The organism is Achromobacter sp. NFACC18-2, assembly GCF_900108985.1.
Classification (GTDB): Bacteria; Pseudomonadota; Gammaproteobacteria; order Burkholderiales; family Burkholderiaceae_B; genus Achromobacter.
In genome coordinates this window covers 17,803-31,777 of the sequence record NZ_FNYM01000004.1, presented here as the reverse complement: position 1 = coordinate 31,777, position 13,975 = coordinate 17,803, and the positions used below count along the sequence as shown (strand labels likewise).

The 13,975-nt window shown below is 69.5% G+C and carries 13 protein-coding genes; 3 read left to right on the top strand and 10 right to left on the bottom strand.

The annotated features are described in order from the left end of the window. Positions 1-129: 129 nt before the first annotated feature. Positions 130-1,695 carry a hypothetical protein gene (locus BMW75_RS07175; RefSeq protein ID WP_092578107.1) on the top strand — a complete coding sequence of 522 codons (1,566 nt, stop codon included), beginning with the start codon at positions 130-132 and terminating at the stop codon, positions 1,693-1,695. A 117-nt stretch (positions 1,696-1,812) separates the two neighbouring features. Here BMW75_RS07175 and BMW75_RS07170 read toward each other — a convergent pair whose 3' ends face one another. From BMW75_RS07170 to BMW75_RS07145, 6 genes are all read right to left on the bottom strand, one after another. Next, positions 1,813-2,301 (bottom strand): GlcG/HbpS family heme-binding protein, encoded by a 489-nt coding sequence (locus BMW75_RS07170; RefSeq protein ID WP_092578105.1) that lies wholly within the window; start codon positions 2,299-2,301, stop codon positions 1,813-1,815. 116 nt (positions 2,302-2,417) lie between these two features. Continuing rightward, entirely contained in the window at positions 2,418-3,032 is a 615-nt protein-coding gene (locus BMW75_RS07165) for a response regulator transcription factor (RefSeq protein ID WP_076520726.1), read from the bottom strand. Continuing rightward, on the bottom strand, positions 3,029-4,468 hold the full coding sequence (locus tag BMW75_RS07160) for a sensor histidine kinase (protein WP_092578103.1): 1,440 nt from the start codon (positions 4,466-4,468) through the stop codon (positions 3,029-3,031). Before BMW75_RS07160 ends, BMW75_RS07165 begins: the two co-directional genes overlap by 4 nt. A gap of 56 nt (positions 4,469-4,524) precedes the next feature. Beyond that, on the bottom strand, positions 4,525-5,688 hold the full coding sequence (locus BMW75_RS07155) for an HPP family protein (RefSeq protein WP_092578102.1): 1,164 nt from the start codon (positions 5,686-5,688) through the stop codon (positions 4,525-4,527). 119 nt (positions 5,689-5,807) lie between these two features. After that, positions 5,808-6,260: a MarR family winged helix-turn-helix transcriptional regulator gene (locus tag BMW75_RS07150; RefSeq protein ID WP_092578101.1), complete on the bottom strand. Its 453-nt coding sequence runs from the start codon at positions 6,258-6,260 to the stop codon at positions 5,808-5,810. 104 nt (positions 6,261-6,364) lie between these two features. Next, positions 6,365-7,270 carry a LysR family transcriptional regulator gene (locus tag BMW75_RS07145; RefSeq protein ID WP_092578099.1) on the bottom strand — a complete coding sequence of 302 codons (906 nt, stop codon included), beginning with the start codon at positions 7,268-7,270 and terminating at the stop codon, positions 6,365-6,367. 205 nt (positions 7,271-7,475) lie between these two features. On the opposite strand from BMW75_RS07145, the gene argC reads away from it, so the two are divergent. After that, positions 7,476-8,408: an N-acetyl-gamma-glutamyl-phosphate reductase gene (gene argC / locus BMW75_RS07140; protein WP_092578098.1), complete on the top strand. Its 933-nt coding sequence runs from the start codon at positions 7,476-7,478 to the stop codon at positions 8,406-8,408. Positions 8,409-8,414: 6 nt separating this feature from the next. Here argC and BMW75_RS07135 read toward each other — a convergent pair whose 3' ends face one another. From BMW75_RS07135 to BMW75_RS07125, 3 genes are all read right to left on the bottom strand, one after another. Next, positions 8,415-9,434 carry a Bug family tripartite tricarboxylate transporter substrate binding protein gene (locus BMW75_RS07135; RefSeq protein WP_092578097.1) on the bottom strand — a complete coding sequence of 340 codons (1,020 nt, stop codon included), beginning with the start codon at positions 9,432-9,434 and terminating at the stop codon, positions 8,415-8,417. A 79-nt stretch (positions 9,435-9,513) separates the two neighbouring features. Further along, complete coding sequence (locus tag BMW75_RS07130) at positions 9,514-10,557, bottom strand: hydroxyacid dehydrogenase (RefSeq protein WP_092578095.1); 1,044 nt, start codon at positions 10,555-10,557, stop codon at positions 9,514-9,516. A gap of 225 nt (positions 10,558-10,782) precedes the next feature. After that, positions 10,783-11,682: a LysR family transcriptional regulator gene (locus tag BMW75_RS07125; protein WP_092578094.1), complete on the bottom strand. Its 900-nt coding sequence runs from the start codon at positions 11,680-11,682 to the stop codon at positions 10,783-10,785. Between the two features lie 178 nt (positions 11,683-11,860). On the opposite strand from BMW75_RS07125, the gene BMW75_RS07120 reads away from it, so the two are divergent. Further along, positions 11,861-13,039: an alpha-hydroxy acid oxidase gene (locus tag BMW75_RS07120; protein ID WP_092578093.1), complete on the top strand. Its 1,179-nt coding sequence runs from the start codon at positions 11,861-11,863 to the stop codon at positions 13,037-13,039. On the opposite strand, the gene BMW75_RS07115 is transcribed toward BMW75_RS07120, so the two are convergent. Continuing rightward, positions 13,024-13,932 (bottom strand): LysR family transcriptional regulator, encoded by a 909-nt coding sequence (locus BMW75_RS07115; RefSeq protein WP_092578092.1) that lies wholly within the window; start codon positions 13,930-13,932, stop codon positions 13,024-13,026. The two genes, BMW75_RS07120 and BMW75_RS07115, sit on opposite strands and share 16 nt — an antisense overlap. Positions 13,933-13,975: the final 43 nt, after the last annotated feature.

Here is a 13,975-nt window from a genome sequence, read left to right as displayed (position 1 = left end):
CCCGCCCTCAGTCATGAGTCTGGCAAGTCTGGCGGGTTTAAGTCTGGCGGATTGCTGCCGTTACATTTCCCATGGGATCCCGGCCGGGCGCGCATGCATGCCCGCGGTTCCCAAGGAGGAAGAGACGTCATGACATCCGTTGCCCCCACCAGCGCCGTCACCACGATCGGCCTGGCGCCGCCGGCAGCCGGCGTGATCCGCGCGGTTCCCCGAGAAGACGTGGCCGTCGTGCCCGCTTCCACGACCGTCACGCTGGGCCAGGGCGCGTCCCCGGCGCTGACCTACACGCCGCAGCCCGTCGCGGCAGGCGTGACGCTGGCGCGCGACGCGGCGGACGCGGTTTCCGCCACTATTGCCAACACGGTCTCGGCCCGCACGCTGGCCGGCCGCGTGGAAGGCGTCGCCGCGGCGCTGCTGGACCGTTTCAAGACCGACGGCGGCAATTTTTCGCAGTCCGCCACGTTCGCACCGGGCGCTGCCCAGGTGGACGCACTGGGCGCCTTGCAAGCCGGCGCGTCCGCGCAGCCCGAGGATGCCTATACGCTGCGCATCACCACGGCCAGCGGCGTGAAGGTGGAAGTGGGCCTGCGCAGCGGCCCCGATGGCCTGGAGGTGCAGATCGACGTGGCCGAAGGCGAGCTGACGGAAGCCGAGCGCAACGCCATCGCCGGCCTGTCCAAGGCATTCCAGGATGCCGTGGACGGCCTGGCATCGGTGCCGCCGCGCATGGCCTGGTCCAGCCTGGGCAAGTTCGACACGGCGGTCCTGTCCTCGGTGTCGCTACAGGCCACCACGACCGCCCAAGGCGTCGTGTCGCAGTCTGTCGAATTCGTCGCGGACAGCACGCAGCGGTCGCTGACCGTCAAGAACGCCGAAGGCGTCGTGAAAGTGGACGTCGACGTAAGCAAATCCGCGCTCTTTGGCAACGCGCAGCAGCGCGCCGCGGCAGTGGGCAACTACCTCCAGCAGTTCGAGGCCGCGCGCACCCGGGGCCGCGGCGACGAGGCGCTGATGTCGATCTTCAAGGATGCGTTTGCGCAGTTGCACCAGAGCTACGACGCGGCGGCCGCCCCGTCCAGCCAGGCGCCGCGCATTGCGTCGGCCGGCTACACCTACCGCAGCCTGTTGTCGGGCGTGGCGGATTTCTCGGCCTCGGTCTCGCAGACCATGACGGCCAGCAATCCCTACAAGACCGGCGAAATCGACCAGTTCACCTATCAGGTCTCGCAAAGCAGCAGCGTGAGCGGCCGGCCCCTGTTCGACCTGGGCGTCAGGCAGGAACAGCGCGCGAACCTGACCGCCAGCTTCCACACCGCGCTGACGCCGCAGCAAAAGCTAGATCTGACGCAGGACAAGGATTCGCAGTACTACCGCTTCCACCAGATCAAGGACGAAGTCACCAGCCAGACCGGCATCCGCTACGAGCAGGGCCTGCTGGCCGAAGCGACCCTGACGCACACGCGCAACCTGTCCACGCGGGTGCAGGCGTACGTGAAGGGCGAGCTGACGGAAGACACCCTGACGCCGGTGCTTGAGACCCGCACGCGCGACCTGATGTCGCTGGTGCGGTCCGCGAACCTGGAGCCCACGGAACTGGAGCGCCTGCAACGGCGCGATCCGGCCGCGGCGGACGCGATGCTGCTGGGCAAGCATCTGGCGCTGGCCAGCGCGGTGGCGCGAGAGCGCCAGGACTGAGGGCGCTCAAGCGCTGAGGGAATCGGGCGGCGGTTGTCGCCCGGCCCCGTATCGCGTCATCCCGCCATTGCGTCATCCCGCCATTGCGCCCTCGCGATCAATGACGCCAACGTGCGCTTACTTGAACAGCGCCGCGTTTTCTTCCAGCACGGCCTCGGCGCATTGCGCGTCCAGGTGGCCGCCGGGCGCGCCCGCCACGCCGATGGCGCCGATCACGCCATTGCCAGCCTTGATGGGGACGCCGCCGCCCAGGACCAGAAAGCCCGGGATGTCGGTCAGGGTGGCCGCGCCCGGATTCTTCTGCGTGTTCTCCAGCATGGCGAGCGTCGGCGTCTTGGCCGACGCGGCCGTGAAGGCCTTGGCGCGGCTGGCTTCGATGGTGTGCGGGCCGGCGTTGTCGGCGCGCGCGAATGCCTTGAGCAGGCCGGCGCGGTCCACGACGGCGGCGCTGACGTTGTAGCCCTTGGCCTGGCAGGCGGCGACGGTCGCGGTGGCCAGCTTCTGCGCGTCGGCCATCGACAGGTTGCTTTCGCTCAGCACCGCGGCGTGGGCGGCGCTGGCGCAAGCGACCGTCGAAATCAGGGCGGCGAGGGAACGTTTCATCATGGTGTCTGCATCCTTGTAGGGGTGGTGCGGTAAGGAGCAGACAGTGTGGCCAAAAGGCCGCGCGGGCGGTATACGCCCGACTACGCGCGCGTCTCCGTAGCGTTACGGAGGCCGCTTCAATCCAGCAGGCTCGCGTACTGGCGGATGAGCTGGGCGAGCGAGTCGGCTTCCAGCTTGGCGAAGACATTGGCGCGGTAGGTCTCGACGGTGCGCGGCGAGAGCGCGAATTCGCGGGCGATTTCCTTGTTGCTCATGCCGCGCACGATGCGCGCCAGCACCTCGTGTTCGCGTCCGGACAGGCGCGCGAGGCGGTCCGCCGCCGCCTGCGTCACGGCCAGCCGTTCGCGGCTGGCGATGTGGGTGCGCACGGCGGCCTGCACGGCGTCGAGGAACACGTCGTCGTCGACCGGCTTTTGCAGGAACTCCATCGCGCCGCCCTTGAAGGCGCGGCGGCACAGGTCCACGTTGGCGTGGCCGGTCAACATGACCACGGGCAGGTCGGACCGCTCGGCAAGCCGGGCCAGCACGTCCAGCCCGCTGATGCCCGGCATGCGGATGTCCAGCACCACGCAGCCGATCGCAGGCTGCGCCAGCGCGTCCAGGAACGCCATCGGATCGCCGAAGCCCGCGCTGCGCAGGCCGACGCTGCGCAGCAAGAGCGCCAGGCCGTCGCGGACCGCGTCGTCGTCGTCCACCAGGTACACCAGGGGGGATTGGTCGTTTGGCGTCATGCGGGGACGCCCGCTTGCGGCAGGCTCACGGTGAAGCAGGCGCCCGCCGGGCTGAGATTGCGCGCGGCGATGCGGCCGTCCATGGAGCCGGCCAGCGTGTCGCACAGCGCGAGGCCCAGGCCCATGCCCTGCTCGCGGGTGGTGTAGAACGGGGCGAACAGGCGCGGCAGCGCGTCGGCGGCGATGCCCGGCCCGGTGTCGCTGACGCTGAACTGGTAAGTGCCGTCCACCGCCCGGCCTTCGAGCGCGATGTGGCGCGCCCCCGGGACGCCGGCCAGCGCGTCCGCCGCGTTCTGGACCAGATTGTGCAGAATCTGCTCCAGCGCCACGCGGTCGCCCAGCGGGCGCGCGCCGGGCGTGGCGTTGGTCCAGGTCAGGCGGATACCTTGCCTGGCGAGTTCGGGTTCGCGCAGAAAGCGCAGCGACGCGACCAGCGCGTCGGGATCCAGGGCCTCGCGCCGCGCGGGCGGGCTGGGCTGCACCAGCGCGCGCATGCGGCTGATGATGTCGGCGGCGCGCCTGGCCTGTTCGGCGCTGGCCAGCAGGGCGTGGCGCACGGCGGGCCGTTCCTCGTCGTCATCCAGCAGACGCTCGGCGGCGCGCGTCTGCGCCAGGATGGCGGTCAGCGGCTGATTGAGTTCATGGGCGATGCCGGCGGCCATTTCGCCCAGCGTGCTCAGCCGCGCCATCGCCGCGAGACGCGCCTGTTCCTGCTGGCGGCGCGCTTCGGCGCGCGAGCGTTGCCAGGCGGCGGCGCCGGCCACCAGCAGGCCGCTGGCCGCGGCCCAGCCCAGCCAGGCCGTCCACGGCCAGGTGGCGGGGGTGAGCGTGCGGGTGCTGCGCATCGGGAACGGCTGGCTTGCCGCGCCCAGCGGCTTTTGCAGCGCCAGCGTCCAGCCGGGCAGGCCGCCTTCGGACGGCTTGTCCAGCAGGGACAGGGGTTCGCGATCCACCGTCAGGGTCAGGTGGCCGAGGCCGGGCGGAAAGTCGGCTGGGGGCACGAGCTGGCGCGCGTCGATGAGCAGGCTCCACCCGGACGGCGAAACCAGCCAGTAGCGCGCGCCGTCCACGGGCATGGTCACGGGACGGCCAAGCTGTTGCGCGCGCCCCGCCGCGGCGGACAGGCCGGGCGGCTCTGGCTGGCTGCCGGCCCAGACGCCGCCGGGCAGATGGCCCAGCCCCAGCAGTTGGGGCATCGCGGGCTGCAGGCTGGGATAGAGACGCTCCGGAGCGGGCGGGTGCGACAGCGCCGCCAGCGTGGCAAGCACGGCTTCATGCTGCACCGTCTTCTGGCTCAGCATGCGCTGGGCAATGCTGGTGCTCTGGAAGAAGCGTTCGTACTGGTCCACGTATTCCTGGCGCGCGATCCAGATCGCGCCCGCACAGAACAGGGCCAGCCAGCAGAAGAGGGCGCGCGTGCGCGAGAAGGGATTCACGCCCGGAATTATGCCTTGCGGCAAACGCGCGCCGGAATCCGTAGGGCTACGGAGGGTCAGGCCGCCCGCTGGTGCGGGCTGGCGTCGTCCGCGGGCCGGGAATTGGCCGACACCGCCATCTGGTACAGCGCCGCCACCAGATCGGACTGCGTCACCAGTCCCAGCAGCGTGCGCGCCTCGTCCAGCACGGGCACGCAGTGCAGGCTGTCGGACATCGGGCGGGCCAGTTCGATCGCGGGCAGGCCGGGCGTGGCGAAGGGCACTTCGCTACGCATGCAGTCCGCCACCAGCAGATCGGACGCGGGCTGGGCGTCGGCGGCGACCGGCGTCAGCCGGCTCCTGCGCGCCAGCACGTCGCCCTGGGCGACCATCCCGGCATAGCGGCCCGCCGAATCGAGCACGGGCAGGGCCTGCAGGCGGTGCCGGTCGAAGAGGCGGACGGCGTAGTCCAGCGGATCCTGTTCCCTGACCGTGACCACGTCGCGCGACATGATGTCGGCGCAGCGCACGTCGCCAAAGCGCCGCACGCTGGCGCGCAGTTCGGCGTCGAGCACGATTTCCTCCAGGTCTTCCTTGCTGATGTCCAGCAGCTCGCCGCGCTGGCTCAGCGCCGCGTCCAGGTCGGAAAGTGAAAAGCCCAGGCGGGCGCTTGGGATGGGATCGCGCGTGTGGTGGCCGGCGGCCGGCTCCGCATGGCGGCGCGGGTAGTTGCGCTTGAGCGCGCCATTGAAGACCACGGCGATGCACAGGAGGATGGCGGAGTTCAGCGCCACGGGCCACAGCGCGAACCCGAAGCCCAGCTTGGCGACGGCGGGTCCGCCCAGCACGGCGGTCAGCGCGACCGCGCCGCCGGGCGGGTGCAGGCAACGCAGCGAGAACATGGCGCCGATGGCGAGCGCCGCGGCCACGGCCGCGGCTACGCCCGGCGGGGCAATGAACTGGGCGCAGAAGACGCCGATCAGGGCCGACACGAGGTTGCCCGCCATCAGCGACCACGGCTGGGCGAGCGGGCTGGCGGGCGCGGCGAACAGCAGCACGGCGGACGCGCCCATCGGCGCGATGAACCAGGGATTGGCGGCGCCCAGCGCATGGCGGCCCACCCACTCGGTGCAGAACAGGCCGAGCAGCGCGCCCAACACGCCGTAGAGTTTCTCGCGCCCGTTGACGCCCACCGGCGCCGGCGCGAACGAGCCCAGCCAGCGCTTGAATGCAACACCCAAAACAGTCTCTCCTCGCGAGTCAAAGATATATCGCGGGGCGACACTTTATCACGAGGCAGATTGCCGGGCGGCATGGGCTTATGCCCGGCAGGCGGGACAGCGCGCGGGGTGGGGCCGGATCAGGTCGGGCCGGTGTCGGCGCCCATGCGCGCCAGCAGCCGCGTCAGGAGCGGGCGCATGGCGTGCAGTTCTTCCAGGTGCGCGGCGGACAGGTCTTCGAGCGTGCGTTCGCCCTTGGTCGTCAGCACGACCTCCACGCGGCGACCGTCTTCGGGGTCGGCTTCGCGCTGGACCAGGTCCAGCCGCGCCAGGCGCCCCACCAGTTCGGCGGCGGTGTGGGGCCGGATCAGCAGGCGATCGGCGATTTCTCCGACATACAGTCCGCGCCGCCCGGGCGCATTCTTGCGGGTGCCTTTGATGGCCAGCAAGGCCTGGTGCTGCTGCGGCATCAGGTCCAGGGCGGCTGCCGCGCTTTCGCTGAACGCCGCGAACTTGCGCAGCGCATAACGGAAGTCCGCCAGCAGTTCGTAGTCGGCGGCGGACAGTCGGGGAGGAGTCGGAGAGGCGTTCACGGCGCGATTCTAATCTAGGTCGTGCAGCGATATAGATGATTTATCGCAAACGCTCTGCGCCTCTGGGTCTCTGCGTGCGGGCCCGCGCCACGACCGGCCGCGCGTCACGCGGCCATGGCGCGGCCGCCGGAAGCGCGCAGTTCCCACAGCACATCCAGCACATGCTGCGTCGCCTGCTCCACTTGGCCGGCGCGGTGCGCCATGCCCAGCGGGCGCCACAGGGCGGGGCGCACCGGCCGCATGATGACGCGCGGGTCGGGCTGCGGCGCGGTGGCTTCGTGCGGCAGCAGGGTGGCGCCGTAGCCCGCGGCCACCAGGCTCTTGATGGCGTCGTTGTAGTTCAGCTGGATGCGCGCGCGGGGATTGAGCCCGGCGGCGGCGAACCATTCCCCCGTCAGGCGCGACAGCCGCGTGCTGGCGTCGTTCAGGATGAGCGGCCGCTCGGCCAGCCAGGCCGGCGTGAGGCGCGCGGGCGCCTTCCAGGCCGCGGGCAGGAAGGCCATCACCGGGTCGCGGCGCCAGGGGCGCAGCACCAACCCGTCCAGCGGCGGCTGCGGCAGCGCCACCAGTCCCACGTCCAGGGTGCCGTTGGCCAGCCGCAACAAGGTTTCCTGTGACGTCAGCACCGCCACCTGCACGTCGATGCCGGGGTGGTCGCGCCCCAGCGTTTCCAGCGCCTGCGGCAGCAGATGCGCGATGGCGCCGGTCGAGGCGCCCAGGCGCACCCGGCCGGCCAGCCCCTGCACCTGCCGCTGCACGTCGTCCAGCGCCTGATCGGCTTCGGCCAGCAGGCGGCGGGCGCGATCCAGCAGCGTTTCGCCGATGGCCGTGGGCCGGACCTGGCCACGCTTGCGCGTAAGCAGCGGCGCGCCGACCCGGTCTTCCAGGTCCGCCACGTGCAGGCTGACGGTGGGCGGCGCCAGGTGCAGGGCGCGCGCGGCATCGGCGAACGAGCCGAGGTCGGCGATCGCGACCAGGGTGCGCAGGCGGTCCAGGCTGATTTCTCGCATTGCAGATCCGGGGGGCTGGGCGTTGGGGTGCTGGGGCGCTGGGGCGTTTATGCCTTGCGCGCCGCTTGTGTCGTTCAGAAAAGCTATCGTTCAGAAAAGCTGAATTGAACGGTCATGATATTCGACTTTTCTTATCGGCATCCCGGATCGAAGATAAAGCCCTTCCTGAGCGCATCAGGCAACCTCGAACCACGCGGACAGCATCATGACCCAACCCCTTGTTTTCATCGACGGCGACCAGGGCACGACCGGCCTGCAGATCCATGAACGGCTGCACGGCCGTACCGATCTGCGCCTGCTCACGCTGCCCGAGGCCGACCGCAAGAACCCGCAGCGCCGCGCCGAGGCGATCAACGCCAGCGACATCGCGATCCTGTGCCTGCCCGACGAACCCGCGCGCCAGGCGGCCGCCTCCGTCGTCAACCCCAAGGTGCGCATCATCGACGCCAGCTCCGCGCACCGCACGGATGACGGCTGGGTGTACGGCTTTCCGGAAATGAGCGAGGGCCAGGCCGAACGCATTGCCCACGCGCAGCGCGTCAGCAATCCCGGCTGCTATCCCACCGGGGCGATTGCGTTGCTGCGTCCGCTGGTCCAGGCTGGCCTGGTCCCCGCGGACTATCCGGCGGTCGTGCATGCCGTGTCAGGGTATTCGGGCGGCGGCCGCGCCAGCGTGCAGGCGTACGAGGACCCGGAAGGCGCGCGCGGCCCCGATTTCCAGGTCTATGGGTTGGGTCTGGCGCACAAGCACACGCCCGAGATCCAGCGCCACGCCGGCCTGTCGCAGCGCCCGGTCTTCGTGCCGTCGTATGGCGCCTTCCGCCAGGGCATCGTCCTGACGGTGCCGCTGCACCTGCGCCTGCTGCCGGCGGGCGTGGACGCCGCGGCGCTGCACGGCGTCCTGCAACGCCACTATGCCGGCGCGGCCCATGTGCAGGTGGTGGCGACCGAGGACGCCGCGTCCCATACGCACCTGGATCCGCAGGTCCTGAATGGCACCAACGACCTGCGCCTGGCGGTGTACGGCAATGCGCAGCACGGCCAGGCGCTCCTGACCGCCGTCTTCGACAATCTGGGCAAAGGGGCGTCGGGCGCGGCGGTGCAGAATCTGGACTTGATGCTGGCGGCGCTGCGCTGAGGGCGATTACTTGTCAAGCCACGGCGCGTCTTTCCAAAGCTGCTGGAACTCGGCCTCGCCCGCCGCCAGCTCCTTGGCGTAGTCCGTGGGCGGCAGGTAGCGCAGCGGGGCGAACATCTCCCTGGCCTTGGCCTGGAACTCCGGATCGTCCACGGTGCGCTTCACGGCCGTGACCAGCTTGGTGCGCACATCGTCGGGCAGGCCCTTGGGCGCGGCCAGGCCGCGCAGCGAGGCCAGTTCAAAATCGAAGCCCTGTTCCTTGAAGGTCGGCACGTCGGGTAATGCCGCCGAGCGCGTTTTGCCCATCTGCCCGAGGAATCGCAGGGGCGTGCCGCCTTTCTGGTACTGGAGCGCTTCGCCGACGTTGATGGCTCCGATGGTGATTTCGCCGCTTGCCAGCGCGCCGCGCACCTCCCCAGCCCCCTTATAGGGGATGTGGCTGAGCTTGGTGCCCGAGGTGCGCTCGAATCGCAGCATGGCCAGGTGATCGTCCGACCCCGTGCCGGTGGTGCCGACCGTGGCCTTGCCGGGATTCGTCTTGGCATAGGCCGTCAGGTCGGCAAGACTCTTCAGCGGATTGTCCTGCAACACCGTGAACGCGCCGGGATCGTCGATCAGGTTGCCCAGCAGGTCGAAGCTGCGCCACGTAAAGCCGGTCTTGCGTTCGATGGGAATCGTCAGCAGGTTGGGCGTATTGATGAAGCCGATGGTGTAGCCGTCGGGCTGGGCGCGGGCCAGTTCCGCGAAGCCGATGGCGCCGCCCGCGCCGGGGCGGTTCAACACCACGATGCGCGCGTCGCCGCCCAGGTGCTTCTGCAGATACGGGGCCATCATCCGCGCCACCAGGTCGGTGCCGCCGCCGGGGCCGTAGGACACGATCAGATTGATCGGTCGATCGGGATAGCCGGCCGCCTGCGCGGCGCCCGAGCAAAGCGCGGCGCCTGCCAGGAAGGTCGCCAGGATGCGCAGCGTGTGGCGCTTGTGGCGTCGTTGATTGTGCTGTCGTTGATTGTTCTGGTGTTGCATGGTTGTCTCCTTGGGGTTGTCGTGGCGGTCATGGGCCTGCGCCGGCCTTGCGGCGCGGACAGGCGCGCATGCCGCCTTGTTATGTCAGATTGGCAATGCGTTGGGCGGCCCGCGGCCAGACTTCCGGATTGACGAGCTGCGGCGGCCTTTCGCCCCGCAGCATTGCGGCCAATTGGTTCGCGGATGATCGCGCGACGTTGCGCCGCGCTTCGTGCGTCACCCCGGCGGTATGAAACGTCGCCACGACGTTGTCCAGTGCCAGCAATGGGGCCGAACGATCGGGTGGTTCCTGTTCCCACACGTCGAGCCCGGCGCCCCGCAGGTGTCCGCTGCGCAGCGCGTCGTGCAGCGCGTTCTCGTCATGGATGCCGCCGCGCGCCGTCGACACGAACACCGCGCCGCGCTTCATCGCCGCGAAGGCCTGGGCGCCGAACAGTCCGCGCGTGGACGCATCCAGCGGACAATGCAGCGACACGATGTCGGATTGCGCCAGCAACTCGTCCAGCGCCACGGGCTCGGCTCCGCGGCTGCGGATGGTCGCGGCGTCCAGCAGCGGATCGTGCGCAATCACGCGCAGCCCGAAGCCGTGCGCAATGCGCGCCACGCTGGCGCCGATCTTCCCGATGCCTACCAGGCCGATCACGCTGCCATGGATCTCATGGCCCATCAGGTCTTCCCGGGTAAAACCCGTGTCGTGGCGCAGGCGGTTGTGCGATTCGACCACGCGGCGTTGCACGGCCAGCAGCAGCGCGTAGGTATGCTCGGCCACGGACTCCGCGTTGCCGCCGGCCTGGTTCACGACCGCGATGCCGGCCGCCGTGCAGGCGGCCACGTCGATGGTGTCGTAACCCGCGCCGCCCGAGGACACGCAGACCAGTTCCGGGCATTGCGCGATCAGTTCGGCGCTGACGAACCACGCGCGAGGCAGCTCGTCCTTGGCCGCGGAGACGTGATAGGCGTGCGCCGTTTTCAGGCCAGCCAGCGTGCGGGCGTCATCGCCCTTGGCCGGCAGCACCGACAAGGACACGCCGGGCGTGGCGCGGATGATCTCGTCGAATACCGGATTGAGCCAAAGATCCAGGCGGCAGAGCCGCGCGGTCTTGCGGGGCGCGGCCGCGTTCACAGCGCGCCTCGCGCCTTGAGGGCGGCGTCGACCGGGGCGCGGTCCAGGGGGCCGCCATTCGGGCAGTCGTGCAAGGGGAATCCGATTTCCGGCATGGCGCGTTGTCTCCAGAGGTGTATCCGGGGCGACTCTACGCCGGGTGTGTCGGGAGATAAAGCGAATAATTTGCCTTCGAAAGAAACGCTTTTTGGAAACCGTTTGGGCGCAACGCCTGGGGCGAAGACGCTAGACCATGCCCGCCGGCGCATGGAAATCGAGGCAGGCCTGCGCGTGCGCCCGCAGGCTTTCCAGCATGGGCCGGGTATCGTCGCGGCGCCACTGGAAGGTGTAGGTCAGCGGGCGCAGCGGCGCGAAACCCGGCAGCGGCATCAGATCGCCACGATCGATCAGGATGCGCGCCCACGCCGCGGGCAGAAAGCCGAGCCCCAGGCCCTGGCGCAGCATCGCCGCGATGCCGCCCCAGCTGTTGCAGCATTGATTGCGGCCGGGGGAGACGCGCTGTTCGGTCAGCCAGTCGTCCAGAATGCGGATCGCGCCTGAGCTTTGCGGCAAGGTGATGAGCGTCAGGCCGGGCAGGTCGGCCGGCGTGAGGGTGGCAGGGTCGGGCACGGCCCGGACGGACGCCACCCACTCGAAGTGGGCGCTGCCGATGACGCGCGAGGCCAGTGCGGGGCGCGACGAGGGGCCGGCGATGACGGCGAAGTCGAGCTCGCCTTCCTCCAGCCCCCGCTCCACCAGTTCTCCCACGCCCACGAAGGGTTCGACGAGCAGATCCGGATGGGCTTGCTGGATGACTTCGATCAGGCGCGCCATCCAGGTCAGAGAGGTCAGCTCGCCCGCCCCGAAGCGGCAGCGGCCGGAATAACTGCGGTTGGTGCTGGCCTGCTGCATGAACTGGTCGGCATTGCGCAGCAGGTCCTTGGCGTGCGGCACGAGCTGCTCGCCCAGCGCGGTCAGCGTCGCGCTGCGGGCGCTGCGGCTGAAAAGCTCGGCGCCCAGGGAAGATTCCAGCTCGCCGATGCGCTTGGACAGCGAGGACACGGAAATATTCAGGCGGTTCGCCGCGATGGCGAAGTTCTTGCAGGTGGCGGCCCAATAAAAGGCTTCAAGTTGCTTGAGGGTCATGGCGGCGGGCCGGTCGGCGCAAAAGTCGCTAAGGGTGAATAAAAGTGTAAAGAGGGCAATCAATAAAGTCACTTTATTCAAACGGACGCCGGGCCTATAGTCATCCGCCGTCACCTCGACACCCTGAGACCAGACCACAGCGCGGCGGCTCGCCTTGCGGGCGCTGCGAGGAGCCATCATGCCCGACCCATTGCGCCGCATGCTCAGCCTGCACGACTTCGAACCCGCCGCCAGGAAGCGTCTGCCCAAGCCCATCCACGCGTACGTATCCGGCGCGGTCGAGGACGGCCAGTCCGAACGGGGCAACCGCGAGGCATTCGCCGGGTATGCGTTCCGGCCGAAGGTGCTGGTCGACGTGTCCGCCCGCAGTACCCGCTGCACCGTGCTGGGACGGGAATACGCCGCGCCCGTGGGCGTGGCGCCCATGGGGATTTCGGCGCTGTCCTGCTACCGCGGGGACATCGTGCTGGCACGCGCGGCCTTCGAGGCCGGCGTGCCGTGCATCATGAGCGGCTCGTCGCTGATCCGCCTGGAAACGGTCATGGAGGCGGCGCCCGGCACCTGGTTCCAGGCGTACCTGCCGGGCGATGAGGCGCGGATCGCGGCCCTGATCGATCGCATAGCCGCCGCCGGCGTGACCACGCTGGTGCTGACGGTCGACACGCCGGTCGCCGCCAACCGCGAGAACAACGTGCGCGCCGGATTCTCGACGCCGCTGCGGCCCAGCGCGGGCCTTGCATGGCAGGGACTGACGCATCCGCGATGGCTGTTCGGCACCTTTCTGCGAACGCTGGCGCGCCACGGCATGCCGCATTTCGAGAACAACTACGCGACGCGCGGCGCGCCCATCCTGTCGGCCAGCGTGCTGCGCGACTTCTCCGACCGCGGCCACCTGAACTGGCGGCACGTGGCGGCCATCCGGCGGCGCTGGCAGGGCCAGATGGTGTTGAAAGGCATCCTGCATCCGGACGACGCGCGGTCCGCCCGCGCCCTGGGCATGGACGCGGTCATCGTGTCCAATCACGGCGGCCGGCAACTGGACGGCAGCATGTCGCCCCTGCATGCCTTGCCGGCGATCCTGGACGCGGCGGGCGGCATGGAAGTGATGCTGGACAGCGGCGTCAGGCGCGGGTCGGACGTGCTGAAGGCCATGGCGCTGGGCGCGCGCTGCGTGTTCGTGGGGCGTCCCTTCAACTATGCGGCCGCGGTGGCCGGCCAGCGCGGCGTGGCCCACGCCCTCGGCCTGATCGCCGAAGAGGTCAGGCGAAACATGGGCCTCTTGGGTGTGGTGGACCTGCCGGAGCTGGACGCGGGCTTTCTGCGGCGGGCGGGGGAGGAGGGCTATCGCGCTTCGTGATGATCCGCCAGCGTGTCCACCACCAACTGGCGCAACCACGTGGTGCCGGGATCGCTTTCAAAGCGCGCGTGCCAATGCACCGTGACGCACAGCCCCGGCAGCGCAATGGGTAGCGGGCGCACCTCGAACGCGTCGTCATGGTTGAACCAGACGGCGGCGCGGTAGGGCAGCGTCACGGTCAGATCCGTGCGGCGGACGATTTCGGCCGCTGCCGAGAAATGCGGTAGCGTCAGGTAGGGCTGGCGATGCAGGCCGGCCTCGGCCAGCACGTCGTCGAGCAGGCGGTGCGCGCTGGCGCGCGAGGCCACCAGGATGTGGTCGAGCCGCTTGTACTGCCCGCGCGTCAGGCCTGTCGCCATGACGGGATGGCCGCGACGCCCCATGCAGACATAGCGTTCGCTGAAGAGATCGGCATGGCAGGTCTGGCGTCCCAGCCCCGCGAGGTTGCCGATGGCAAGATCCACCGCGCCGTCCTTGAGCGCCTGTGGCAAGTCCTCCAGCGGCACTTCGCGTACCTCGATCCGCAGGCGCGGCGCCTGCGCGTGCACGCGCTCCATGATCGGCGGCAGAAACACCATTTCACCGATATCCGACATCGACAGTTGAAACCGGCGCGTGCTGGTGGCGGGCTCAAAGCGCAGGCGCAGGCTGACCGCTTCGGCAAAGCTGTTCATGCCGCGTTCGATGGGGTCGGCCAGCGCAAACGCGATTGGCGTCGGCTGCATGCCGGACGGCGTGCGCAGGAATAGCGGATCGCCGAATTGTTCGCGCAGCCGCCCCAGCGCGTAGCTCACGGCGGGCTGGGTCAGGTTCAGCCGTTGCGCGGCCCGCGTCACGCTGCGCTCTTGCAACACGGTCAGGAAAACCCGCATCAGATTCAGGTCCAGTTCCATGCATGCCCTTGATATCAATGGAGTTTATAAGGCGAATAATACC

What these genes read in the sequence shown, in the direction of transcription:
- BMW75_RS07175 (WP_092578107.1), top strand. Translation starts at nt 130, where the DNA reads ATGACATCCGTTGCCCCCACCAGCGCCGTCACCACGATCGGCCTGGCG.
- BMW75_RS07170 (WP_092578105.1), bottom strand. Translation starts at nt 2,301, where the DNA reads ATGATGAAACGTTCCCTCGCCGCCCTGATTTCGACGGTCGCTTGCGCC.
- BMW75_RS07165 (WP_076520726.1), bottom strand. Translation starts at nt 3,032, where the DNA reads ATGACGCCAAACGACCAATCCCCCCTGGTGTACCTGGTGGACGACGAC.
- BMW75_RS07145 (WP_092578099.1), bottom strand. Translation starts at nt 7,270, where the DNA reads ATGCGAGAAATCAGCCTGGACCGCCTGCGCACCCTGGTCGCGATCGCC.
- argC (WP_092578098.1), top strand. Translation starts at nt 7,476, where the DNA reads ATGACCCAACCCCTTGTTTTCATCGACGGCGACCAGGGCACGACCGGC.
- BMW75_RS07135 (WP_092578097.1), bottom strand. Translation starts at nt 9,434, where the DNA reads ATGCAACACCAGAACAATCAACGACAGCACAATCAACGACGCCACAAG.
- BMW75_RS07125 (WP_092578094.1), bottom strand. Translation starts at nt 11,682, where the DNA reads ATGACCCTCAAGCAACTTGAAGCCTTTTATTGGGCCGCCACCTGCAAG.
- BMW75_RS07120 (WP_092578093.1), top strand. Translation starts at nt 11,861, where the DNA reads ATGCCCGACCCATTGCGCCGCATGCTCAGCCTGCACGACTTCGAACCC.
- BMW75_RS07115 (WP_092578092.1), bottom strand. Translation starts at nt 13,932, where the DNA reads ATGGAACTGGACCTGAATCTGATGCGGGTTTTCCTGACCGTGTTGCAA.